Origin of the sequence: Sphingobacterium hotanense (assembly GCF_008274825.1) — a bacterium.
GTDB classification, from domain to species: Bacteria; Bacteroidota; Bacteroidia; order Sphingobacteriales; family Sphingobacteriaceae; genus Sphingobacterium; species Sphingobacterium hotanense.
The window spans coordinates 1446368-1471611 of sequence record NZ_CP030848.1 but is presented as its reverse complement, the minus strand read 5'-3'; the positions used below and the strand labels follow the sequence as shown (position 1 = coordinate 1471611).

Sequence of the window (25244 nt, the reverse complement as noted above, 5' to 3'; positions counted from 1 at the left end):
AAAGGTTTAAAAACCACAGATATTAACTTGTATGCCTAGATTCTCGAATGAACGAGCTTTTGCAAGCGCCATCTGCTCGCAATCATGTTCATCATCCACATAAACCACCTGCACATGATTCGACTTATGTTTTGCCATCATCTGATCTCTGGAAACCCCATTAAAAACAGCATGCATTATTGGCCACTCAGGATTCGTCATATTCCATCGTCGCTCCGTCTCTTCTGTTGGAAGTAGTGGTACTCTTCCGGTTCCTACATCTGCTTTTAAGACGTTATCCTCGATAAAGATTCTACTCCAAACGATATTACCCGGTTGAGAAATACCGCGCAGTGTCCCTCCTCCTTTCTTGAAAAACATAGAAGGCTGACGAAGACTCTCAGCACCAGCATAGCCGTTTATAAAATGCGAGGCTGGAGCAGCCCCAGATATGAGAAGAACCCATACGAACTCTTCATTTTCATCCAGCGTATAAGGTGCAGCATATCGAAGGTCGTGAAGCGTATTATCCCCTTCCATACCGAATTTTCTCCATAAATGATAAGTTATGTAGCAATCAATTCCTGCACACTCGTCTACCTCGTTGAAATGTGGCAGTGCTTCCCCCGCTAGGATCTCTTTTCCAATTTCATTAATTACTGGAGGTCGCTCTGTACTGTTCAGTAAACCTTCGACCAAATCGCTCGCAGCAACAAGATCTTTCAGACCTTGTTGATATTGTATACCTATTGTTCCACATCCGTACTCATCCGCTAAACGCAGTGCTGCAACATACATCTTGCATTGTTCCAGACTTTGTTTGGTTGTAAGTTCCGTATCTTCATCGGCGCCCCAATGAAAATTAACCCCCTTCTCTAACAGCCAGTTCAATACCAATAAAGCTTCATCATCAGTAATCGTGAGCATCTTGGCGTATAACGTTGATTGGCTAAGCCGCTCCTTAAAGAATCCGAGAGGATGAAGTAAATGGTCAGGGACAATAGCATTAAACATGCCCATACATCCCTCGTCAAAAACCCCCATAATCACTTTGGATTTTAATACTTGGGATGATAGGTCATCTGCGATTTGTGCGTAGTCCGACCGAACTTCCCTTCGATCGAACTTGCGCACATGTTTATTTATATGATTGATTGTTCCGGTTTCCAGCCATTCTTGAAGCCCATCTAAAAAGAAAGAGTCTTCAAAATCTTCACTCCAAAGAAAGCTGTATTTTACATTAGCTTTGGTTAATGAACCAGTTAAATTCAACGCACCAACCAAGCCGGGGAATTGTCCATCCCAATTGGCGACAATCAATATAGGCCCCTGATGAGAGATCAAGCCCGCGAGAATATGCTGACTATATTGCCACACCGCCTCTGCGACAATCAATGGCGCGTTTGGATCGATTTCACGAAATACGCGTAGCCCCTCAATTTGGTAGTCAATAAAACCGTGACCCTTTTCCGGGTTAAAATCATGCGCCCTTTTAATGTGCCATCCAAATCCCGCAAGAGCCTGGCTAAGTTTCTCCTCCATTGCCTGCTGAGTTGGCCAACAGCTAAGATTGGCCGAAGGCCGAAGATCTCCGCTACATACTAAAAACGCTTGATTTTCCATCACTTTGATCATATTGATTTATAATTAGTTATACGAAATAATAAAATTCAGAAGGCTAATAACTTTTAAAAATTGCCCGATCATTCTAATATATTATCATGTTTTAGGTCGGTTCATGTTTTTTATTTAAATTAGATGACACAACACCAATGTATTATGAAACCTAAATTCCACCAGGTTCCCAAACAATCAGATAACACTTTCCGTATTCGGCATGATCTGCTGCCAAACTTTGGTACGATATGGCATTATCATCCGGAGATCGAGCTGCATTATGTGATTAAAGGTCAGGGGCTGAAGTTTATCGGAGATAATATCAGCAACTTTCAAGAGGATGAAATGATTCTTCTTGGCTCCAATCTTCCTCATACCTGGAAATGTAGCATCAATAAGCAATCTGATCATTATGTAGAGGCTTTAGTTTTACATTTCCACCCAGACTCATTAGGTAAAGAATTCCTCCATATTCCTGAAACATCTGACCTACTTAAGCTTTTAAACACATCGAAATCAGGACTATACATTGTCGGTGAAACAAAAGCACAAATCCGCAATTTAATGGTCAAAATGCACGAATCTAGTCGATTGCGGAAGATTATCTATCTTTTAGAGATCTTCGAACTATTGGCCTCTTCCTGCGAATACAAACTCATCTCACATGAATACGCTCAACACAAATACAATAGCATTGACGAAGAGCGTATGAATAATATATTCAATTATACTTTTAAGAACTTTCAAGAGAAGATTTACATCGAAGATATTGCCAACATCGCTAACCTAAGTGTTACTTCATTTTGTCGTTATTTCAAACAGATGACGAACAAATCCTATTTTGATTTCCTTACAGAGGTTCGTCTAAATCATGCCTGCCGTCTGCTCATCAACTCTAACTTCGCAATCAAACAGATTGCCGAAGAGTCAGGGTTTGAAAATAGTTCGAACTTCTACAGGCATTTCAAGATTTTAAAGAAATGTACCCCTAAAGCGTACATACAGCAATTTAATTAGAAGGTTATTTTTTGTTCTGCCTTTGTTGAAGGTCATACAATGACTTATAGCTAATGATATGAATATTCCGTCCTTTAATAGCCGCCTTAATCTTCTCACTCTTCGTGAATACCTCCAATTCTGCGATTCTCTTTTTCCAGCTACCCGTAAATACACGTAGATCATCGGTATCTTTAGACGCATGCAGATATAACTCGGTCACACCCGGTTTAAGGTCATTGATTACCTTAAGCCAAAAACCTTCGACATCGTCCTTGTAGTTTGCTAGCTCTTCATAAACCATATAATCAGTAAACACCAATCCTTTTTTCGCGCAATCTCGGCGAAGATTAGGCATGCCATACTTTGCTAAAGTAGATTGTGAAGCCATACGAAGTGGTAAATTGAAATCAACCGCCAATTGCACATATTTCTCAATATACGCTGGTTTTAACTGAAATGTCCCCATATGCGAATCAATATGTGTAATGGGCAACCCATAATGAAGCGCCTTTTCGATCTGTGCTTTACCCTCTAGATAAGCATGTTCAGGATCTCCATGCTGATATACTTCTTCCACCGATTTCCATAAGTAGCCATTTGGATCTAGTAATGATGAAACGGTATTGGAGGAGGCAACTGAAGACCACTTGTAATTCTTCCATTCTGAGGTAAGCGTTAAATGAACACCAAAATGCTTATCCGGATGTTGTTTCACATAGTTAACTATATCCAAACTCCAAGGGCAATTGAACATAATGGTCGAAGAGCTTATCAATCCATTTTCCATCCCTTCAATCGTGCCCTGATTCGATGCATAGCTCATTCCCGAATCATCGTTATTGATGATTAAAAGGATGTCATTCTTCTTATAACCAAGCTTTTCGGCAAGGGTCTTTTCCTGAGCAAAGGCAGGCTGGAAGAATAGAAGAATTAAAAAGAATTTAAATAGTGTTTTCATAATCAATTTATTGTTAATTCATTGGTATAATCTTCAAGTAAAAGCATCATCTGTTCAAATAGCGGATGAGTTCTAAACCCAAGTCGGTTTGAATGATCGTAATATGTGGATATTTTTTTAGAAACTGCTCAAAACCGTTTCCATTTGACTTCTGAAGTCTGTCGTAATGTCCTAAACTGTTCAACCAGACTTCATAACCTTTGTCGATCAAAGATTTCATAGTCGCATCAGCGTAGCACTCCTCGTCGATATGTATATAGCGAATGAATGGATACTGCTGAACAAGGTTAATTTCCTCGGAGTTTCGGACGCGTGCCAATATCTGCGCATTTGGGGCAAGCTTATGAAGGGTTGGTATATCTGCTACATCATACAAGAAGAATAGAACATTTTCATTCATGTCATACTTTTTTACCAATTCAACAATCCTTCTATAAGAATCTTCGCCCTCAATCTTTATATCCAAATCGAGCATCACTTTTCCTTTTGTCAACTTCAACACCTCTTCCAAAGTTGGTACTTTCAGACGTGTTATTTTGCCTTCGTGCTTCAAATTTAATTGTTGAAGCTCGTGAAGAGTGAGGTCCGCAATATTACCTTTCCCGTTTGTTGTTCGGTCTACGGTTTTATCATGCAGAATAACGAGTTGTTTATCCTTTGTTTGACGAATATCTAGCTCAAGAATTTGAAGTCCCTGATCCAAACATGACTGAATCATCGTAATGGAATTTTCCGGATATTTTTCCTCTCCGTTGTTTGCCCGATGGGCTACCACTTTAATATTCCGTTTTGATTCTCTACCTGAGGTCGAGTGATGTTTTATTTGTGCAAACGATAGAATAGTATGTCCGAAAAATATCAGACATACTAAACTTAAGGATACGATAGGATTGTTGATTACCATGGTTTATTTGTTCCTTGCAAAATCCAGGGCTTCGACCATTGACTGTTCTTTCCACGCACTTTTGAATATGGCGTTTCTTGCAAGCCTTCAATTGCAGCTTCTAGATTTTCTCTATTCGCATTTATTTCATTGTTCCCATAAATAAAGCGTACAGGCAATACAGTTTCAGCAGATGCAGGGCCAGCGACTAGCTTTGGAAAACCCGTTCTTCGGAAATCCATCCACGACTCAGTCGCACAATTCCAGCTAGCCACCCATTTTTGTTGAATAATCTGCTCTAAAGTGCCTTTATACTTGACATTAGGCTGCGCGATGTAAGCAGCATATTTATCCGGTACCCCCCAAGCAGTCAACGAAGCTTTGATAGCCTCATTATATAAAGTCTCCGCATTCCCGCCAATCCATCCACGTTGCGCAGCTTCAGCCAATATGAAATAGGTTTCCTCAGTAGTTGCTAATCGACGTTTTAAATAAGTACCAGTCGGTTGTCGATACATGGCAGACAACTGCGACACATGTTGGTTTTGAACAATTTGCCCAGGAGTCGGATTCAGATTATAAGAACTCGGCTCGAGCGATCCAGCAGGAACCCCTACATACTTCGCTGTATCAAGTCGATATCCGAGGATATTTGGGTTGTAATGGCGTGTAAATTTATGCCCCGCTGCAATCTCGGTCTGATATTGCACAAATGTCAAGCTGTTATAGCTTTGCGGCACATTATTCTTCCGCACAAAAGCATCATATGCGGTGCTGAGCGTTAGGTCTTCCACCCATTGACAGTGCACCGGCGACACCCATACCGTTAGTCTAGGATCCTTATTCGCTATCAATAAATCCATTATTGTCTTTGCCACCTTTCTGCGACGGAATATACTCCCGTCAGCATCAAATTGGGTGGCTAAGAAATAAGAATCGCCGCTGGTATTGCCCAGATAATTTACAGAAGCATTATTAGCAGTGTTCGATAAATAAACTCCGCTGTCGTAAACTCTTTTTATAATTTGAGCTGCTTCATTTGGCATTTTTTCAGAAAGGCGCATGGCGTAACGAAGAAGCATGCTATTTGCAAATTGATGCCATTTCTTGATATCTCCCTTATAGATTAAGTCATTATTAGCGATAATACCCGATGTATTCCCTGCTTGAAAAAGTTCGGATGCCCTTTGTAAATCGGCAAGTATACCTTTATAAATAGTTTCCTGCCCATCAAATTTAGGCTGTGTAATTTGTTCATTCGCTTTGATCGCTTCGGTATAGGGCGCATCGCCCCAAAGGTCAGTGACTACGCCAAAGGCAAATGCTCTAACGACCAAACCAATACCCTCATGCATGGGCAGCTGATTGGTTACAGCAGCTTTCAACATCACATCGTTGTTCGCTAATATTTCGTACCATTCCCCCCAATCTTTCGAGTCCCAACGATAATGATTATACCCATCAAACCATCCGTCTTCCTGCATATGCTGCATAATTCCGCTGGAAAGGCTGTTATCCAATATGGCGTAATGTCCAGATAAACTGCTCAGTAATCCCGGCAGCATCAAGTTGACATTTGCTCGACTCGGATCAACACCATTCGGATTGATATTAATTTCCGAAAGATCTTTACAACCAGCAATTGAGAATATCAAACTGGCAGCTACAATATATTTTATGAATCTTCTTTTCATGACATTTAGGCTTTATAGGGTTAAGTCTAATTTGAAACCAAATGGAACAGTCCAAGGGCTAACATTCTGGATCTCTATACCCTGACGGAAGCTATTTCCGGTTGCTTGGAAAGCACGCTCTGGATCAATCCCGATTCCGGCCTTCGTCCAAAGCATAATATTCCGCGTAAAGAGTGACACTCTTAAGTTTTTAACACGCTTGATATTTGTGAAATCATAACCAATAGAGAGTTCTCGCAACTTGATGAAATCAGAATCAAAAATCACTTGTTGGTTGTAATTCCATGGGAACTGCTGTCCGATTGGATAAACATTGGTACCCGCCCCGCCTAGGTTCTCTCGGTAGCCAATGAGGTTTCCAGATTGATCATATTCAGCAATAACGCCGGGAATAAATGCACCGTCATAAGCTTCAACACCATCAAGAACCAGTTTGTAACCGCCACTTTCCTGCGTTAAACCACCTACAAGTGGGAAACGTCCGTTAGAAGGGATGATATACTTCCCGGGATCAGACTTCAATAGGGCAACGATTTCCTCTGCCGAGTAATTACCTCCCGGGATTAATGAATTCAACAAATGCTGTGATTTCCAGTTCGAACCACCATAACGGTAGGTTGACGACATAAACTGACCACCGTAGCGCCAGTCTAAGCTAAAGCTTAGGCTAATCTTCTTATACGTCAATGTAGATTGCATACCTGCGAGGAAATTCGGATTAAAGTTACCCACCTTCATCTTTGCATCAATCGCATTGTCTTGAATCCATTGCCCTTGTCGGTCTAATATCGGCCATTTATAGTATTCAGAGTTCGGATCTTTAACATGCTGGTAGCCACGGCTATATAGGTTTCCGACCTCATCTCCGACCCAAGTAAGGGCTCCGCCGTTATTTTCTTCCCAATAAGCGATATAATCGATACCTGGTGCCAACTCTAGAATACGTGTTCTTGTATTGGTGAAATTAACATTTACATCCCAGGTCAAGCCATTGTCGCGCTTGATTGGAGTACCACCTAAAACAAATTCCCAGCCCTTACTTTGCAATCTACCGGCATTGATCAACTTGCTCGAATAACCTGAGGACCATGGCATCTGCACCGAAAGGATTTGATTTTTGTTTTCTGCAATAAAATAAGTTCCTTCAAAACGAAGACGATTATTATAAAGGTTCAGATCGAATCCAAACTCCGAGGATGTCGCAATTTCAGGCTTAAGCTGGGCGTTCAACAAAGTGCGAGGCATAGCCGTATAGATTATGTCGCCCCATCGCGCTGTTCCCAAAACCGGATTTAATTGATAAGGATTCGTATCATTACCTACCTGCGCAAAACCGGCTCTAAGTTTTAACATCGATATAGCGGATGGTAATTGAAGAGTTTCGTTCGCTATCCAGCTTAAAGATGCCGAAGGATAAAAGTAGGAACGATTGGATTCTGGAAGTGTACTCGACCAGTCATTTCGTCCCGTTAGATCCAAAAACAACTGATTCTTATAACTTAAATTCGCCATCGCATATAAGCTGTATACCGCTTTTTCATACTCGCCATTTGCGATAATCAAGCCCGCACTTGGGATATTGGACAGACGGTATAAGCCCGGAATAGTCAAACCAGCGTTACGCTGCGAGCCAGAATAGAAATCCGTATTGTACTGATACATGTAGTTACCGCCAAGGGAGATATTATAACCGAAATCCGGAATCTCATCACCGCCTTTATAGGAAACTAAGAAATCTACATTGTTCTCTCTAGTTTTGATGTCTTGCAAGTGATATCCGCCCTTTAAATCCCTGCTAAAGCTCCATGGGATTTTTGTTTCGCGTGTTTCCATAGATCGAGCTTCCGCAGCACGAAGAAAGGCTGAAATACGGTCATTCACTTGCCAATCTAGCTTCAGGTTTCCGAAGACCCTGTCGCGTTTAAATGCATTGGTCAAACCATAAGCTAAGAAATAAGGATTATCAAGACCTGGCGCAACTTGTCGTTGTTTAATTTCCTCCTGTCCAGGTTCCCAGTAGTCCTTTAAATCTAACACATTAACGTGTGGATAGATATAAACTGCTTGCAGAGGACTACCTGCGCGATTACCAGCATCCGGCATATCGTTCGACTTATTACGAACGAAATTAATATCCGTAGAAAGCTTCAGATTATCTAGAATAGAATAAGTAACACTGGAATTCAGCCCGCTCCGTATTAGGTCAGTGTTTGGAATCATCCCTTTATGCGTCAAGTTGTTGAGCGACGCCCGATAAAGCACCTTCTGACCTGCTCCGGTTATCGACAAATTGTTTGTTGTCGAGAATCCTGTATTCAGGAAGTTCTTCATATTGTCCTTGTATGAACGAAGTTCCGTCGGAATCTTGTTACCATTGGCATCCAAAGGGCTATTCCACTGTACCGCCAAATTGCCTTTATCAAGCTCTGGACCATACCAATATTCTGCCGACTCATTGTAAATTTTCGTTCTTGCACCGGATGCAAACTTGTAATGGAAGTCCATAAATCGATACGGAACCTCAAACACATTATTGGTAGAAAAATTAACCGTCGTTTTCTGGCCCTCTTTACCTGACTTAGTCGTAATTAAGACAACGCCATTACCAGCGCGTGAGCCATATAATGCTGCAGCACTCGGCCCCTTTAAGATTGAAATACTCTCAATATCGTCAGGATTGATATCTGCAATAGGGTTACCATAATCCACTTCATTACGGTCACCCATCGCGCGCACATTGTTCATCCCGCTGATCATAGGAACGCCGTCAATCACATAAAGTGGCTGATTGTCTGAACTCAAAGACGTTGCTCCGCGGATGATCATACTCATCGATGAACCGACACCCCCAGTTTGACTAATCGTCACGCCTGGGACCTTTCCTGCAATACCTCCCAATACGTTCTCTTGAACGACTTTATTCAGGCTCTCGCCATCTACTTTGCCTACCGAGTACCCCAGAGAGCGCTCGCTACGCTTAATGCCCAGCGCTGTAACGACTACCGATTCAAGAACTTGATTCGAAGGCTTCAAAAAAATCTCTACGTTACGTCTATTTTGGATTGGAAAATCCACTGATTCATAGCCTACAAAGGAAACCTTTAGGAGTCGGTCTTCATTTGTTATTCGAATGGTAAATTGCCCATTCGCGTTGGTTCCAGCAGAATTTCCCGATTGATCGGTGCGAATACTCACACCCGTCAATGCTGCACCATCTGCTTCCGATTTCACCACTCCACTTAGAGTGAGTTGTTGTGCTTGCACTGATAAATTTGGCAATAGGCCGGCCAAACATATCAGAATACACAACTTAATCGTTGTTATAAACTTGTATGCTGTCATAATTTTCTGAAATAAGATTTTGGTCTGAAATGTTTAATTAACAAAGAGTTGTAAATTAATTTGTCATTATTTATCGTTTATTTTAAAATGTTTGAATGCTATGTTAGAGCGATTCCATGTATAGGTCATCGCGATATGGTCTCCCCATTGAATAATCGCAGGATAAGAATACTCGTCGCCCTCTTTCCCCTTCTCGAGGTCAATTAAATCTTTCCATGTCTTACCATTGTCCGTAGAAACCGCCAGCCTTAGGTCTGCTCGAGAACCCCAGTTTTTGTTGTCCGGATTATATAATAAGCAAAGTAAACCATCTTCCATCTTGGCCAAATCAATGCCGCTGTTTGGATTTGGAAGATCGATCTTATAAGATGGGTTCCACGTTTTACCATAGTCTTTTGAGTCGCTACGGTAGATATACCCACCGCTGCTGCGGAGAAGCATATGAACATTTCCAGGGTCAGACTCCCATAGGGTCGGTTGAATCATCCCCTCTCCACCTAAACTATCTACATTAAATGTTAAGTACTCTGATGCTTCCCAAGTCTTTCCTTGGTCTTTGCTGATATCTACGAATGGGCGCCAAACGCCATCTTCATTTGATGCGCCAGCAAGCCAGCTACCATCCGACAACACAATCGGTTTATTTCTAACTGGACCGCGGCCACCCTTATCTCCGGCAACTAACTCCTGTGCTGTCGACCATGTTGCGCCTTGATCTGATGATTTGATATACCAGGTTTCCCAGATAGAGATTTCCGAGCCTACCTTAAAAAATAATATAATATCATTATTCGCATCCTTGAACAGAACTGGATTCCAATGCGGCACTTCTCTTATCTTAGCGATCTCTACTGGAGCAGACCACTGCTTCCCATCCCCTTTCGTCAGCCAAATACCGACATCATTATCCTTCTCTTTAGTACCGCCAAACCAGGCGATAAGAAAAGTATCGTCCTGCAAATGCACCAATGTTGAAGCGTGCGCTTGAGCAAAGGGCCTCACTTCTGGTAAAACAAAGGAGCTGTCGATTATATCTGCGGAAATTACGCTTGCTGCCTCTTCTTTTTGTTGATTTTGACAGCTTTGTAAACAGGCAATTAGAGCGACCAATATCAAAGGTATTATGTTCTTTTTCATAATTATTGCTTTTGATGAAGAATCGGATTGAACCCGCTAAAGGAGTGTTTATCTATTGGTTATATCAAAATTAGCGGATGATACCTACCGTTCTTTCTAATAAATTATCTAGTATATATGAAATTTTATCATTCAGTAGTTAAAATCTATTAATCAATTACCTGTAGGTATTTCCCCATCCAATAAGGCAACAACCAAATATCGCCTGCTGAATTTTCTGCAGCACCGTCGTGACCGCCATCAAGGATAAATCGGTTAGCATTATGTCTGGATATTTTCAATTCATCCGGCGGGAGTACCTCCTTCGTGTACTGATTGCGGAAATTCTTTTCCAACAGATCAATATCCGAACGCTGACTGTTTTTAATAGTCCATTGAATCAGATCCATAGGATATTCCTGTAAAAACCACATCGCATCGCCCAAAGCGAAATCCTTAACACCTGTCATCGCCGTCATGATATTCCATACAGCATCTTTTTCCGGACGCTCGGCCTCAAAATGATCGATAATCGATGCCTTATATTTTTCCTTTAGATCATTGTTTAATGCATACCGATATAAGCCCCAATACCCTAAGAAATACATCTCATCGTCGGAGTGATTCCAATACACCGAGAGAAGCTGACTCAGGTTGTCAGACTGCTTGTCTGCCTTGCCAATTTCTTCCATCGGTCTCATCAGATTTTCCAAGTACCCATGTTTATCAAAAAGCTCTTGAATCTTCTCTTTATATTTCGGTTTTTTCGTAAAGTGGTAGGCAGTTTGCAGCATGCCGATAATATTCGATGAGTTCAGCTTTCGATCGCCGATGTTCTTGTCAAATCCATTCACATAACTAGGATTCCATTTCCCCCATAGCGTCGGCTTGCCATCGAAATCAACTAGGTACATGTCGTTTTCAATAATATGCGTCATCATCGAGTCGATAAGCTTAACCGCTTGTTGCTTGAGCTCAGGCACATCAACGACTTCTGCGATGACGCCGAAGGCAAAAATATGACCGATAGCTTCATCGCTACTCGTCGTAGCCTTCCAATCCCAATCTTTCTCCGCTGCTTTCTGCCAATGCTCCGGATCGCCCAACTTACTTTTATGGCCGGTACGCTCGAATGTTCTCGCCGGAAATCCCTTGACAGGATTGATTGAATACAGCCGCTCCATCGCGTCTAGCGACTCGCGCGTATTTTGCAGAGCATCAGGACTCTTGGTGACAGCATATCGAAATGCCTGCGAAGCCAAATACATAGAGGTCCATAAACCGTCATTGTCCGAGTCGACCAAGTAGCCCGTGCTGATATCACCATCTTTCATACCGAAAAGATTTGAATTAAATCCATTGCGGATATGTCTAATGCGCGATTGCTTTTCATAGAATTCCGCTTTTTGTGCCAGGGTCATCTGCTCAAATACGATCTTCGAAAGCCCCCCAGCATTCAGAATAAGAACAGACGTCTGAGGTCCCTTTTTGATATCGACTACACGATCATTGTTCAACCATCGTTTACTCGCGTAATAGTCATAGCGCCCGTTCTGAGCTAGCTTAAAAGCTCCTTCATCACTACCCATCCACAATTGTCCATCAATGCTGCGAACCTTTGTTAATTTCAGCGAAGGGAGCCTGCGATCCGCTTTCTGCAACTTATGCTGCTTATCTAGGAAAAGTAACCCTTCCGATTCATGCGCCAGTACAAGATGCCCTTCATGAACAGCCATAGAAGCAACCCCAGGCTTCGCAAAAACAGACTTTAATGAAGCCGAATTCAAACTTCCCTCAAATACAGCTTTATCGGTCAATACGTAGTATCCACCATGACTTCCCAGAGCCAATTCTTTTATTGCGTCTTGAAGTTTAATCTCCCGCACTTTCTTTCCTGCTCGGATATGAGTTACGACTGAACGATTGTAAACAAGAAATTCGGATTTATTCAACGCTAAGAAACCAATGGGACTCTCCACTTGATGTTCTATATATAAGCTCCCGGCCCAAGCATTTGAAAAAATGACTTTTTCATCTAAGTAAACGAGTTGTTGATCCACCTGGGTTAAGTCGACAATCGATTTATCCCCCATAAACCGATATAAATTATCATCCACTATTTTCCCCGGCACAAGTAACTGTCCAGGTGTCAAACGTTTTAAACCAGACTCGGCAAGCACCTGTATATGTCCGTTTCGGTCGAAGTCGACTGCTTTGGCAGCAACTGCCCCCTCGTATTTAATCGCATAGTCTTGCGTAAAAGGAATATCTTTATGTCGCTGCTGCCCCAACAACAAAAAGCTGTTGAGCAGAAAAATAATCGTTAAGAAATTTGATCTCATTATTTTTGGTTTTAAAAGGTTATTGGATTGATTTTCTATCGATTACAACATGCTCGATAGATTTACTATTTGGCGCTTTATGGTGAGAATAAGTAATATGTATGCTGCCCTTTGAATCCGCAATCATTGCCGGGTAAGAAAAGCGCCCTACCTTTGTCTTATCTTCTACGATAATACCTATAGACTGCCAGCTTGCGCCCTCATCTTTCGATTGGTATAAAGAAAGTCGCGCTCGCCCCTCTTCATTGTCATTGGTCAATAAAATCCAATTTGAACGGTCCAACTTCAAGACATCAACACTGGCTGTACTCTTCACATTGAATTCCTTATTTACCGACCAACTCTTCCCCTGATCTTTGGAAACACTCTGCTGAAGCAAGGCGGGGTCATCGCCCGAATCTCGCATATAGGCTACAATTTCGCCTTTAGAGTTCTCAATCAAGGCCGGCTGGATATTCCCCCGCCCTACAATTGGCTCCGAATAGTTCCACGACTCCCCATTGCTGTCGGAAAAGGCAATCATCGAAAAATTAAATCCATCGGAATATACAGGTAGCAAGATCCGACCCGAAGACAGGATCAAGGGCTTGATACGGGTCATCCATCCGAATGCTCTTTTTGTAGGATCTTCTGTCGCTTGGATAATCTGTGCATCATAACGAGGAGCATATTCCGCCCAGGCATGATTGCGAGGAGGCAGCTCCTTGAATCTCGCCTTAACAGCAGCAACAAAGTCATCTCCGGGCTTCAACAGAATATTATCCTGCCATTCCCACTTCACCTCATCACTCTCAAATTCTGCACTCCTGCGGAACCTCAACACAGAGTTTTCCCAGCGATTTGCCTGCACCGCGATCCAAACCAAGAAGAGTTTATTTCGATGCATAAAGAGTACCGGGTTACAATCAGGAAGACCCTCCGTATCGGCAAGTACATAAGGCGACCCCCATCGATTTGTAGCCTGCTTATACTTCGCGCCCATAATCTTCACATCATCGGAACCCCGCTCACCAGAGCCTTCAAACCAGGTCGATAACAAATCACCAGAAGGCAGTTCGACAATACTGCTGCCATGCACATGCAGCGATTGATGCGGAAATATAAAATTTCGTTCGAGAACCTTGAACTTATTTTGTTGTGCTTGCACCGTATAGGCTAGAATCAATAAGGTCATGGTTAGTAAAGTTTCTTTCATAGGTTAGTTTTTTTTGATGATTTCAAATTGGTCAATAATAGAAAGATGTTCATCCAGCGATGTCATAATCAATCGCTCCGGATCAATCTTTACGTGTTGATATAGGTATCCCCGATTTACCCACTTCCCCCGCGTGGAATCGGAAATTATTTTATCGTTCTTAACAGAAGTGCCGATAGACATAACATATCTTGGGCCTTTCACTTTTGGTTTAAATCGTTGATAGAAATGAAAATGTCCATTGACTACTAGGTCGACACCGTATTGTTCAAATAATGGAATCCAGTGCTGTTGAATATCCAAATATTCCCCCTCGGTGGTATAAGGCGCGAAATGAAAAGCTACAATCTTAAATTGCTCTTTACTTTGCACAAGCGTTTCCTGCAGCCATTTCTTTTGCAATTCAACCCCAGTACCTACCGCGTCTAAGACAACAAAAAGAGTATTTTGGTAGACAAAGGAATAACTAGTAGTTTGCTCGACTAGCTTGGTCCCATTTTTTGGACTTTTCAAATAATTGTAGAATAATGTTGCAGGCAGCCCCTCCTGACTATCATGGTTACCCGGAGCCGAAAAAACCGGTCGATCTAAAATTGGCCCAGCAGCGTTCCATAATACATCCCATTGATCACGATAAAGGCCTGTATTCACGAGGTCACCTACAAACAAATGGAACTTCACGTCGGGGTATTTCGAGCCCCAAACCGGCAATTTAGCACCCCAGTCTGGGTCATTATGGATATCGCCAAACCAAGCAAACTCAAAACCTCCTTCTGGATGAGCCGTCTTGAACTCCCCCTGAAAATCATCCCGACCGTCGACCATAATTCTATACCCATAGCGGGTTCCGGACTTCAAATCTGAGATGTTTGCCGAGAAGCGCTTATTTTCCAAATCATTGATCAATAAAGGATCTTCTATATATTCATATCCCGCCTGTAAAGACATAGTATCCCTCGTCGATATTTCCCAATATTTAATATTTGCACTTTCAACGGAAGGATGTGTTCGCCAGCTGATATATTGCGACGATAGTGGCGAGTCCACCCAGCTCAATAATACTTGATCCGCCTGCTCGCTAGAGGGATATAATGTCTCTCGAAAGCCATCAATCAGATGAGCTTCACGAGATCTACCGCGAAAAGTCGGAATAACATAAGCACCTTCCAGTAGCGAAGGAATCTTTGTGAGGGTCAATTCATCCCAATCGGTATAAATGTATTGTCCCTTCGTCATAGAATACAGATTCTGCTGCTCCGGAAATATTGGCTTAAAATCTAAAAATTGATCCGAATCCACTGGCTTTAACGCAACGAAATAGGTAAAACGATGCCGGTCGAAACCGTTTATCCCCAATCCGATTCTCCCTTTTGCAAACCGTTTCTGCCAAACTTCATATCGGACTAAATCATTCTCAACAATCGCGTTTGTTCTGATAAAGCCCTCCTCAATAAGCCAAAATGGAACCTCATTTTGTGCCGTATCACGGCATACAAATACATCGACATCCTGATTGACATCAAACTGCCAATATGCAGTAGACAGTACCTTTAAATCTTGCACGGAAAATAATGGAATTAGCTCGGCTTGTTTGACATTCTGAAACTGCTGCCAGTTGCCTTTCTCTTTAATCGCATAGGTGAAGTTGTCAATCACTTGCTTAATGGAATTTTGGGGCTTATTAGATTTACAGGAAAAAAGAAACAGCCAAAAGAAGAGTGCAATCAAGACTAGAATGCCAAGACGTTTAAAAGCATGAAGTAAATTCGTATTAAATGAGCATTTCATTGTTTAAATAATTTACTAGTACTTAAAACATTGCCTATTACGCCCGCTATCACAAAGGCAAATTAATTAATCGGTCATATCGAAAAACAGCTTTTTTAGGTTGATAAAATTGTTAGCACTCGCTTTTCTTCGATTTCTTACCTCAAAGATATTCAGCTAAACAGGGGCATTTGTCTAATATATTATCATAAATATGGCGCATTTTGCCCTGAGAGGTTAAATAATTTTTAATAGTATATTTCGAAAAAAAAAAGCCCATGTTCAGCGTAGGCTTCACATGGGCTCATGAATGATTTATTAGGGTTCTTTATTTCGCTTTATAAGCGTCTATTGCGCTCTGCAGGTAGGCTGCATAGCTGTCGATATCATAGTTTGCACCGCTTGCCGGAACGAGTAACTGCTCATCAGCACCTACGATCGCATACAAAGGTTGCGAGTTGCTCTGGAAGCGGGTAATCTGGAAGTCGGTATTCTTTTTACCAACGGTATTGATCTTCTTGCCTGTTTCTTTGGAAACATATTGCTCTGCTTCCGGCAATTTCAGGTCATGCTCATCCACATATAGCTCTACCAAGATAAAGTTCTCATTGATCAGGTTCCGAACTTTCGGATCTGACCATACCGAAGCTTCCATCTTACGGCAGTTGACACAAGTCCAACCTGTAAAGTCGATCATCAAAGGCTTATTCTGCGCTTTCGCTGCTGCTAATGCTTCATCGTAATCATAGTAAGGATCGAATCCTTTGATGGTCGCACGGCTGTGGAAATGTGTGTAGTGCTTTCTGCTGCTCGCGTCTCCTGAAGCAGCCGGTGCAGCATGCGTCGCAGAACTTAAATCAAAGTCTTGCGTCCCGATTGGAGGAAGGAAGGCTGCGATAGATTTCAAAGGCGCTCCCCACATACCAGGGATCATGTAGACTACGAAAGAGAATACAATGATTGTCAAGACCGTACGAGGTACAGAAAGATAAGGTAGGTCGCTGTCATGCGAAAACTTGATCTTTCCTAATAGGTATAGTCCCATTAAGCCGAATATCACGATCCATAGCGCTAAGAAGACCTCGCGGTCTAATAGCTGCCAGTTATAAGCTAAGTCTACATTGGAAAGGAATTTCATTGCTAGCGCAAGCTCTAAGAAACCCAACACGACTTTCACACTGTTCAACCAACCGCCTGATTTCGGCAGTGACTTCAATAAAGAAGGGAACATTGCGAACAATACGAATGGGATAGCCAATGCTAAAGAGAATCCGAACATCCCTACGGCCGGGCCTAAGCGCTCGCCTTTGGTAGCTGCCTCAACAAGTAAAGTACCGATGATAGGCCCTGTACAAGAGAAAGAAACCACGGCTAAACTAGCCGACATAAAAAACAAGCCGATCAAACCGCTCTTGTCCGAGTTGGAGTCGATCTTGTTCACGAATGAACTTGGCAGAGTGATTTCGAAGGCACCGAAGAAGGAAGCCGCGAATACCACCAATAGAAGGAAGAATAGGAAATTGAAGATACCATTGGTCGACAGGGCATTCAACGCCTCCGCACCGAATGCAATGGTGATCAACATTCCTAAAGCTACATAGATCACAATAATGAACAAGCCATATAAGAAGGCTTGAGATACCGCTTTGCTCTTGCTGCCGGATTTCTTGGTAAAGAAAGATACCGTTAGAGGTACCATCGGGAAGATACAAGGCATCAGGAATGCAGCGAATCCGCCGATAAGACCGGCGATAAAGATTCCCCAAAGGGATTTAGACTCTTCTGGAGCTGCAGTAGCAACAACAGTGCTTGCAGCCGTCGTGTCTTGAGCGACTGAATCCTGGCCATCGGTGAATACAACATCTTCAGTTAAGGATGTATCCAATACTTGCGTATCTGCCCCCGACGAGAACTCTACATCATCTAAGCTGATCAAACTATCAGCCTCTTGCGCCTGCACAGTTCCTGCGAAGAAAAGCGTCAATATTAATAAAACATGAAAAATATACTTCATAATTCGGTTCTATTGAGATTAAGTTAATTACAAAAATTAAGTTAACCGAGCTGGAACTCGGCTAACTTCTACTAGAAAACTTAACAGCCAACAACAGCTGTATGAAACAAAAGACTATTTATTGAAACCAATCAATGGTTTTTCTAATCTTGCAATCGGATGGAATCCTGTAAAATCAAGATCTGTAGAGATGTAACCCTCTTTAACTGGTTGCTCCTTAACTAAATCAGTAGTTAAATATTTCTTATTATCGTCGCATAATAATGTCACTACAACAGCGTCATCACCCAACTCTTGTTTTAATTTAATGGCACCAATTACGTTTGCACCGGAAGAGATTCCTACTGCTAAACCTAATTGTTGTGCTAATTTTTGCGCCATAATGATCGAATCACCATCAGAAGCACAAATTACAGGATCAAGCTCGTCCAACTTAACGATAGCAGGAATGAACTCATCAGAGATACCTTGAATACGGTGAGCTCCAACTTTATATCCTGTTGTTAATGTAGGACTTTCTTGCGGCTCCAATGGATGGATTCGTACGTTAGGGTTGTAGTTCTTCAACTGCTTGCCCACGCCCATAACTGTACCGCCGGTACCCACGCCCGCAACGAAAGCATCCGCAACCAAGCCCTGAGATTCTAATTGTAAAGCAATCTCTTTACCGGTTGTCAGTTCATGGGCCTCCGCATTGAACAGGTTCTCAAATTGTCGTGGCAAGAATACGCCACCCTGTGCCGCTAATTCCTCACTGAGTTTGATACTTCCTAAGAAACCACCTTCTTCCTTGCTGATCAATTGAATATCCGCGCCCATCGACTTGATAATGTCGATACGCTCTTTGCTCAGCCAGTTTGGCATAATGATTTTTACAGTATGTCCTAAAACTTTTCCGATTGCCGAAAATGCAATCCCTGTATTTCCACTTGTCGCCTCAACAATCATGTCCGTTGGGCGAATCTGACAGTCAGCATATGCTTTATACAAAATGTATAAGGCCATACGGTCTTTGATACTTCCCGTCAAGTTATAGTTCTCACACTTTACATAGATCTTCCCTGGCTTACCTTGGTAAGTATATTGAAGTTCTAACATCGGTGTATTACCTACTAAACACCATAAGTGTTTAAAGCGACTATCCAATTCAGGAGATAAACATTTGCTAACTGTTGCTTCCTCGATCATCATTAAAAGTTAATTGTATTAGGTGTTATTCGTTATTTGTCAACAATACAAAAGTGCCTCAAAACAAAATATTATTCAACACCTCAATAGATATTCAGTAAATTTTATTGTTTCAGTGGTATTTATCAATTAATTCTTCAGATATTTACCCATATCAATTAAGAAGTCTGAAAAATATAAAGACGATGGATTTAGACCAAACAGATATGAAGCTGCTCAAGCTTCTACAGGAAGATGCAACATTAAGCAATAAAGAGTTATCATTGAAGCTGCATAAATCAATCGCAGCAATACACGAACGCGTAAAAAAGCTTAAATCAGCGGGTTACATCAAAAAAACAGTAGCCATTCTGGATCGACATAAAATCGGAATCGGACTCATCTCCTTCTCTCAGGTATTCTTGAAGGCGCATACCTTTGAAGTTTTAGGCGAATTTGAAAAAGAAGTCTCCAAGTTCCCGGAGGTCATGGAATGTTACCAAATGGCTGGCTCCTATGACTTTATGCTGCGAATTGCAACCAAAGACATGGAAGCCTACCATCAGTTCCTGCGACATAAACTCGCCGTATTACCACATGTCAATACCGTACAGACCTACTTCGTATTGTCCGAAACAAAAAGCGAAACGGCCTATCACTTTTAATTGACTTTAATTCTTATTAAGTAATTCCTCCAGCTGCGCAATAAACTTTGTAGAGCCATAATTCGCGAAGCCTTCATGTTTAAAACGAATGCTTCCCGCTTTATCCATAACTAAAGTTGTAGGCAGCGAACCGGTATAGATCGCATTCGCTAAGGGACCATGAAGCCTATGCATAGGAAATGTAAAACCTTCTTTATCAAGGTATGACTTCCCTGCTGCCGCGTCATCATCCTGATTGATCATAATGAAAACGACATCCGGATGATCCTTAAACTTCTGATATAGCGCCTCTATCGACGGAAACTCTGCCCGACAAGGAGGACACCAAGAAGCCCAAAAATTAATAAATAATACTTTTCCTCTTAGTTGATTCGTCGAAACGATATTTCCGTCGGGGTCTGAAAAGGAGAAATCATGAACCAGCTTATCCGCTGGCGCCGCTTCTTCAATCTTCGCATTGAAGACTCCCGTCTTCATCAACTGACGAATGGCCCAAGCTTTAGCATCGGGAGAAACCAACAGTATAACTACGGCAAGCCCTAAGAAAATACTGAAGCCATGCTCCTTTAAGAATAAGAGGGTTCTATTCGAAGATTTCGACATAAGATATCCCTACTGCTTCGCTAAGCTGCTCAACTTATCTTTCATCTCCGGCGTATCATAGTCACGACCGCCTTCCATCCGATCGACCATATTACCCTGTTTATCGAGGATTACTGTTGTAGGAATAGCGCCTGCAAGGAAATCCGAAGGAATCTCGCTATTTGGAATAAAGACCGGCAGGTCATATTGATTATCTTTCATAAAAGCTGTAGACTGCTCAATCTCGGAGTCTACATCAACCATCAAGAAAACGACATCTTCGTTATCCTTGAAGTTCTTGCGCAAATTGTTGATTGAAGGTAACTCCTCGATACATGGAGGACACCATGTTGCCCAAAAATTGATGAAGACCACTTTCCCTTCTAATGAGTTCAGATCAACTGCATTTCCTTTATCGTCAAGAAAGGAAATATTATGGTTCGTTGTTTGAACTGTTTGCTGCGCTGTGTCGTTGTTTACAACAGCTGTATCCTGCGTGTCTGCTTTCTTCTCGATGCTATTTCCGCAAGCTGTAAGTCCTAATACTGCTAATCCTAGGAAAGCAGGTAGCCATGTTTTTTTCATTATAAGTAAGATATGATGTTTTATTATATTTTTAATTTAATGATCCAATTTTGCCTAAGGCTGAACCCTACCCTCTTTAATTTCGTCCGATGGTTTCAACAAAATAAGGTCTGTCGCTGCCAGATCACCGAATACTTCGACTAAGCTGTCTTGACGGATTCCTTCCTTCACAGCCACCTTTTTTATCTCTTGATTGTTCAAGGTCATTACAAATGTACCCATTTGCGTTTGAAGTACACTCCTCATTGGCACCCAAAAGGTACTACTTCTGCGTTGAAGTCGCAACTTTGCCTGTGCATAGTCTCCGCCCTGTAGTGCTCCGTCGGCATTGTTTACATCGAACTCCAGAGTCAAGGATCGGTCCTGTTGATTCAGCATACCTGCTGAACGCGAAAGCACCGCATCAAAAGTCTTCCCCGGTTGGGAGCTCACCTGAAAGCTAGCCTTCATCCCTTCCTGTACAGATGCCGCATGTTTTTCCGGCAGTGCCAAGGTCAGACGTAGCTTATTCCCCTGCGCCATCATGAACATGGGCTGAGCAACATTCGCACCTGCCAGTGCTCCCACTGATACATTTCGCTCAGTAATAATACCATCAAATGGTGCCGTAATACGTAGATATTTCTGGAGTTGCGAGGAATGGGCCGACCCTGCCTTTGAGGATTCATAGGCGGACTTCGCGCTCTCCATCGCACTCTTTGCATGGTCCAATTCAATCGCTGCCACGGCACCGCTGGTTGCCGACGCTTGCTTCATACGCTCATAGGCCTGTTGCGCATACAGGTAATCGTTGTAAAGTTTCTGCTCCGTCGACTTATCCGAAAGATGTTGCTGGTTCATCTCCGGCGCTTCCAAGACCGCCAGGAGCTGACCTTTGCCAACGCGGTCGCCACGATCCACCAACAGGCGTTGCACGAAGCCACTGACTTTTGCATAAACCGCGACTTGCTCATAAGGCTTGAGTTCTGCAGGAATCGATAGCTGATACTCCGGATTGATCAGCTGTATTGCTGCCGTCGGATAGGAAGCAATCACAGGCTGCTTCTGCTTTGTCGCTTGCTCGTCCTTGGCTTCCGAAGAGCAGGCGGTAAAAAGTGCAAGCATGGCGAATACCGCCAAAGCTTGCTTGAATATATATTTATATGCAGTTTTCATAATCTTGCTATTAAGAATGTATTTGTTTTTGAAAATAAGGGCTCGCGGTATCATCAGGATCCAGCGAAGGATCCATGGTCGACGATTTAGCTAGCAAGGCACTAAAGAAGTGGGGCAATAACAGCAGAATGCTAAAGGTCGAAGCAATCAACCCGCCGATTACCGCTCTTCCCAAGGGCGCAATCTGTTCCGCACCATCCCCAATTCCGATAGCCATCGGCAACATACCGGCAAGCATCGCTGCCGCAGTCATCAGTACCGGGCGCAAGCGCGAGGAAGCCGCCATGCGTGCTGCATTTGCAGGACTTAAGCCCACTTGCTTCCGATAATATTCAGCCTGATTGATCAGCAACACTGCATTCGAAACAGAAACCCCCAAGGACATAATAATCCCCATATAAGATTGCAGGTTCAGCGTGCTTCCGGTTAAGAACAAAACCAACAAAGCACCTGAAATTACCGCGGGAAGTACCGATAAAATAATCAACGGTACTTTGAAAGATTGATAATAAGCCGAAAGCATGAGGAAGATCGCAATAATTGCCAAGCCCAATCCTGCCAATAAGCTATCTAAGGTATCATCCAAGAGCTGCAAGGTTCCTTCCGTCCATACGGAAGTTCCACGAGGAGCATCTCCCGCATCTGCAATAGCCTGCTTCACCGCTCGAGATGCTGTTCCTAAGTCTTTATCATAAATGTTCGCAATAAGCGTCACATAGCGATTTGGACCCTTCCTATTGACCTGCGCAGGCGCTGTTACTCGTTTCACAGTCGCAACATCCTCGAGGACCGGGCGCAGACTCCCCTTTGTCAAAGGCATCGCACGCAAGGCCTCCTCCGATGACATCAGCGCCTCCGGAATCTGCACCTGCACCTGAAACACCAGACCCGAACGTGGATCCACCCACAAGTTCTTATCGGTAAAGCGAGTCGACGAAGTCGCCGTTACTAAGCTCTTCGTAATATCCTGTATCGTCAGTCCATACTGCCCCGCTAAATCCCGGTTGACTTCGATCTCCAAAGTCGGATAATTAATAGGTTCCGCAATGCGGATATCCCGTAAATAAGGTACTTCCTTCAGCTCCCGCTCGATCTTCGCCGCATGCGCATATGCCGCCTTCACCTGATTAGCACCTACTTTCACCTCGATTGGCGTCATTGCGCCTTGCCCCATAATCTTTTCCGTCAATTCCATCGGCTCATAATTGAATTGCGCGTCTGGAAATTTAGCTGCTAAAGCAATTCGAATACGTTCCTTGAGTGCTTCAATCGACCCTTTATAGACTCCCTGATTGACGGAAACCTGCAGAACAGCCTCATGCGAAGCATTGGTAAAAAGAAAAATCGGGTTGATTGGATTGCCCGGAGGTTGCAGACCCACATAGGCCGAAGTCAGGTTGACGGCGTCCTCGGGCAACTGCGCTTTTATTTCCTCGGTCACCCCCTGTACTAGCGCCTGCGTCTTCTCCAATCGGCTACCTTGGGGCGCCTGGATCCGCAGTTGGAAATCGCCAGAGTTCGAAACCGGCATCACATCCATCCCTACCTGCGTAAGCAATAAAGCCGATAGGCCGCCAGCAAGCAGCAGGTAAACCAAGAACAATGGCAATGCCCGACCCGACCAACGACGCATCCGCGATGAATAACGAAGGTTGAAGCGCTCGAACAGCTTCCGCTTCCGCTTCCCTTGTTGCCTATCATGCTTCTTCGTCTTCATCATCCAATTCGCCAAAATCGGCACAAAGGTCTGTGAGGCAATAAAAGAAGCAATCATCGCAAAGGCAACGGCCATAGACAAAGGCATGAACATATCCTTTGGAATACCGGTCATAATAAATGCCGGCGTCAATACCGCCAGGATACACAGCAAAATCAATAGCTTAGGAATAGATATTTCCAATAGCGCATCGACAATTGCACGTGGCTTTGCTTTCCCTTGCTCCATATGCTGATGTATATTCTCAATGGTAACCGTCGCTTCATCCACGAGAATACCGATCGACAAGGCTAGTCCACTTAAAGTCATGATATTGATGGTCTGCCCAAACAGATACAAGACCATGACCGCGGTTAATATCGCGATAGGAATAGTCAATACGACAATCAAAGCGCCACGCGAATCCCCAAGGAATAAGAGGATCATCAAGCCTGTAAATATAGCGCCCAGTATGCCCTCGTGGATCAGATTAGTCAGCGCCCGCTCGATATATTTCGACTGGTCAAACTCATACCGAACCTCCACGTCTTCAGGCAACTGATCTTTGATTTTTCCTAGGGAAGACTTTAAATTTTCCACAGCAGTCAGTGTAGATGCATCGGCCTTCTTTATAATCGGCAGATAAACCGAGCGCTTCCCATTCACTAAAGCATAACCCACCGTCTGGTCGGCTCCATCCTCTACGCGAGCAACATCCCGAACATAAATCGTACGGTTCTCGCCTGTTTTAATCGGCGTATTTAAGAACTCCTCGGCACCCTTGGCAATCGAATTAATCGGTGCCATCAGATTCTCATCGCCGATGCGAATATTGCCCGCCGGGGAGGGTAAGCTGTTCTTGCTAATCGCTAGCGTAATCTCCTCCGGGCTCAGACCATTGGCCTGCATCGCTTCCGGGTCGATGTTGACCACAATCGAACGAATGTTCCCACCAAAGGGTGCTGGTGCTGTAATCCCCGGGATCTCGACGAACATTGGCCGTACCTTGGTGATTACCAACGTCTGAATCTCATTCACCGAGCGCTGCTCACTTTCAAAAACCAGTTGCCCGACCGGCAGCGAACTCCCGTCAAAACGAACGACCATCGGTGGCACAGCGCCCGCCGGCAGGAATCCCATCGCCCGGGATACCGAGGTCGAAACTTCCCCCGCCGCTTGCGCCATATTCGTACCTGGATAGAAGGTCAGCTTCATCAATGATAGACCCTGTATACTCTTAAAATCTATATTCTTAACCCCGGAAACAAAGAGAAGTACTTTTTGAAACTCATTGGACATAAAGCCGTCCATATAAGCGGGCGACAAACCTCCATAGGGCATCGCTATGTAAATCGCCGGAAGCTCCACCTCCGGAAAGATATCTACATTGATCTTCTTGATCGTCGTGTAAGAAAAAAAGGCAATAGCCATTACCGCAACCATGATGGCGATAGGCTTTCTTAAGGCAAATCTAATTAAACTCATAGC

Annotated in this window: 17 protein-coding genes; 2 read left to right on the top strand and 15 right to left on the bottom strand. The window is 43.2% G+C overall.

The genetic code is table 11. The annotated features are described in order from the left end of the window. Positions 1–6 precede the first annotated feature (6 nt). Positions 7–1614 carry a fucose isomerase gene (locus tag DSM08_RS06180; RefSeq protein WP_246172489.1) on the bottom strand — a complete coding sequence of 536 codons (1608 nt, stop codon included), beginning with the start codon at positions 1612–1614 and terminating at the stop codon, positions 7–9. Between the two features lie 144 nt (positions 1615–1758). Here DSM08_RS06180 and DSM08_RS06175 point away from each other — a divergent pair, with 144 nt between their 5' ends. Continuing rightward, positions 1759–2613 (top strand): AraC family transcriptional regulator, encoded by an 855-nt coding sequence (locus tag DSM08_RS06175; RefSeq protein WP_149525338.1) that lies wholly within the window; start codon positions 1759–1761, stop codon positions 2611–2613. Between the two features lie 4 nt (positions 2614–2617). On the opposite strand, the gene DSM08_RS06170 is transcribed toward DSM08_RS06175, so the two are convergent. The 10 genes from DSM08_RS06170 to DSM08_RS06125 form a co-directional block, all read right to left on the bottom strand. Next, positions 2618–3553, bottom strand: a complete 936-nt coding sequence (locus DSM08_RS06170; RefSeq protein ID WP_149525337.1) for a polysaccharide deacetylase family protein — start codon at positions 3551–3553, stop codon at positions 2618–2620. A gap of 46 nt (positions 3554–3599) precedes the next feature. Then, positions 3600–4457 carry a glycerophosphodiester phosphodiesterase family protein gene (locus DSM08_RS06165; protein ID WP_149525336.1) on the bottom strand — a complete coding sequence of 286 codons (858 nt, stop codon included), beginning with the start codon at positions 4455–4457 and terminating at the stop codon, positions 3600–3602. Then, on the bottom strand, positions 4451–6130 hold the full coding sequence (locus DSM08_RS06160) for a SusD/RagB family nutrient-binding outer membrane lipoprotein (protein ID WP_149525335.1): 1680 nt from the start codon (positions 6128–6130) through the stop codon (positions 4451–4453). Before DSM08_RS06160 ends, DSM08_RS06165 begins: the two co-directional genes overlap by 7 nt. A gap of 12 nt (positions 6131–6142) precedes the next feature. Then, positions 6143–9472: a SusC/RagA family TonB-linked outer membrane protein gene (locus DSM08_RS06155; RefSeq protein ID WP_149525334.1), complete on the bottom strand. Its 3330-nt coding sequence runs from the start codon at positions 9470–9472 to the stop codon at positions 6143–6145. A 66-nt stretch (positions 9473–9538) separates the two neighbouring features. Further along, positions 9539–10609 (bottom strand): sialidase family protein, encoded by a 1071-nt coding sequence (locus DSM08_RS06150; protein ID WP_149525333.1) that lies wholly within the window; start codon positions 10607–10609, stop codon positions 9539–9541. A gap of 149 nt (positions 10610–10758) precedes the next feature. Continuing rightward, the gene (locus DSM08_RS06145; RefSeq protein ID WP_149525332.1) at positions 10759–12930 is read right to left on the bottom strand and encodes a hypothetical protein; all 2172 of its coding nucleotides are present in this window, start codon (positions 12928–12930) and stop codon (positions 10759–10761) included. A 19-nt stretch (positions 12931–12949) separates the two neighbouring features. Beyond that, positions 12950–14125: a sialidase family protein gene (locus DSM08_RS06140; protein WP_149525331.1), complete on the bottom strand. Its 1176-nt coding sequence runs from the start codon at positions 14123–14125 to the stop codon at positions 12950–12952. 3 nt (positions 14126–14128) lie between these two features. After that, positions 14129–15913, bottom strand: a complete 1785-nt coding sequence (locus DSM08_RS06135; RefSeq protein ID WP_149525330.1) for a purple acid phosphatase family protein — start codon at positions 15911–15913, stop codon at positions 14129–14131. Positions 15914–16220: 307 nt separating this feature from the next. Next, on the bottom strand, positions 16221–17906 hold the full coding sequence (locus DSM08_RS06130; protein ID WP_149525329.1) for a protein-disulfide reductase DsbD family protein: 1686 nt from the start codon (positions 17904–17906) through the stop codon (positions 16221–16223). A gap of 114 nt (positions 17907–18020) precedes the next feature. Next, positions 18021–19097 carry a PLP-dependent cysteine synthase family protein gene (locus tag DSM08_RS06125; protein WP_187773989.1) on the bottom strand — a complete coding sequence of 359 codons (1077 nt, stop codon included), beginning with the start codon at positions 19095–19097 and terminating at the stop codon, positions 18021–18023. A gap of 182 nt (positions 19098–19279) precedes the next feature. Between DSM08_RS06125 and DSM08_RS06120 the strand changes: the two genes are divergently transcribed. Then, positions 19280–19738: an Lrp/AsnC family transcriptional regulator gene (locus tag DSM08_RS06120; RefSeq protein ID WP_149525328.1), complete on the top strand. Its 459-nt coding sequence runs from the start codon at positions 19280–19282 to the stop codon at positions 19736–19738. Between the two features lie 6 nt (positions 19739–19744). On the opposite strand, the gene DSM08_RS06115 is transcribed toward DSM08_RS06120, so the two are convergent. The 4 genes from DSM08_RS06115 to DSM08_RS06100 are packed head-to-tail and all read right to left on the bottom strand — an operon-like array spanning position 19745 to position 25241. After that, positions 19745–20341 carry a TlpA family protein disulfide reductase gene (locus DSM08_RS06115; RefSeq protein WP_149525327.1) on the bottom strand — a complete coding sequence of 199 codons (597 nt, stop codon included), beginning with the start codon at positions 20339–20341 and terminating at the stop codon, positions 19745–19747. A gap of 9 nt (positions 20342–20350) precedes the next feature. Further along, the gene (locus DSM08_RS06110; RefSeq protein WP_149525326.1) at positions 20351–20905 is read right to left on the bottom strand and encodes a TlpA family protein disulfide reductase; all 555 of its coding nucleotides are present in this window, start codon (positions 20903–20905) and stop codon (positions 20351–20353) included. Between the two features lie 54 nt (positions 20906–20959). Next, positions 20960–22060, bottom strand: coding sequence for an efflux RND transporter periplasmic adaptor subunit (locus tag DSM08_RS06105; protein ID WP_149525325.1), 1101 nt, complete (start codon positions 22058–22060; stop codon positions 20960–20962). 10 nt (positions 22061–22070) lie between these two features. Next, positions 22071–25241, bottom strand: a complete 3171-nt coding sequence (locus DSM08_RS06100) for an efflux RND transporter permease subunit (RefSeq protein WP_149525324.1) — start codon at positions 25239–25241, stop codon at positions 22071–22073. Positions 25242–25244 lie beyond the last annotated feature (3 nt).

What these genes read in the sequence shown, in the direction of transcription:
- DSM08_RS06180 (WP_246172489.1), bottom strand. Translation starts at nt 1,614, where the DNA reads ATGATCAAAGTGATGGAAAATCAAGCGTTTTTAGTATGTAGCGGAGAT.
- DSM08_RS06175 (WP_149525338.1), top strand. Translation starts at nt 1,759, where the DNA reads ATGAAACCTAAATTCCACCAGGTTCCCAAACAATCAGATAACACTTTC.
- DSM08_RS06170 (WP_149525337.1), bottom strand. Translation starts at nt 3,553, where the DNA reads ATGAAAACACTATTTAAATTCTTTTTAATTCTTCTATTCTTCCAGCCT.
- DSM08_RS06165 (WP_149525336.1), bottom strand. Translation starts at nt 4,457, where the DNA reads ATGGTAATCAACAATCCTATCGTATCCTTAAGTTTAGTATGTCTGATA.
- DSM08_RS06160 (WP_149525335.1), bottom strand. Translation starts at nt 6,130, where the DNA reads ATGAAAAGAAGATTCATAAAATATATTGTAGCTGCCAGTTTGATATTC.
- DSM08_RS06155 (WP_149525334.1), bottom strand. Translation starts at nt 9,472, where the DNA reads ATGACAGCATACAAGTTTATAACAACGATTAAGTTGTGTATTCTGATA.
- DSM08_RS06150 (WP_149525333.1), bottom strand. Translation starts at nt 10,609, where the DNA reads ATGAAAAAGAACATAATACCTTTGATATTGGTCGCTCTAATTGCCTGT.
- DSM08_RS06145 (WP_149525332.1), bottom strand. Translation starts at nt 12,930, where the DNA reads ATGAGATCAAATTTCTTAACGATTATTTTTCTGCTCAACAGCTTTTTG.
- DSM08_RS06140 (WP_149525331.1), bottom strand. Translation starts at nt 14,125, where the DNA reads ATGAAAGAAACTTTACTAACCATGACCTTATTGATTCTAGCCTATACG.
- DSM08_RS06135 (WP_149525330.1), bottom strand. Translation starts at nt 15,913, where the DNA reads ATGAAATGCTCATTTAATACGAATTTACTTCATGCTTTTAAACGTCTT.
- DSM08_RS06130 (WP_149525329.1), bottom strand. Translation starts at nt 17,906, where the DNA reads ATGAAGTATATTTTTCATGTTTTATTAATATTGACGCTTTTCTTCGCA.
- DSM08_RS06125 (WP_187773989.1), bottom strand. Translation starts at nt 19,097, where the DNA reads ATGATGATCGAGGAAGCAACAGTTAGCAAATGTTTATCTCCTGAATTG.
- DSM08_RS06120 (WP_149525328.1), top strand. Translation starts at nt 19,280, where the DNA reads ATGGATTTAGACCAAACAGATATGAAGCTGCTCAAGCTTCTACAGGAA.
- DSM08_RS06115 (WP_149525327.1), bottom strand. Translation starts at nt 20,341, where the DNA reads ATGTCGAAATCTTCGAATAGAACCCTCTTATTCTTAAAGGAGCATGGC.
- DSM08_RS06110 (WP_149525326.1), bottom strand. Translation starts at nt 20,905, where the DNA reads ATGAAAAAAACATGGCTACCTGCTTTCCTAGGATTAGCAGTATTAGGA.
- DSM08_RS06105 (WP_149525325.1), bottom strand. Translation starts at nt 22,060, where the DNA reads ATGAAAACTGCATATAAATATATATTCAAGCAAGCTTTGGCGGTATTC.
- DSM08_RS06100 (WP_149525324.1), bottom strand. Translation starts at nt 25,241, where the DNA reads ATGAGTTTAATTAGATTTGCCTTAAGAAAGCCTATCGCCATCATGGTT.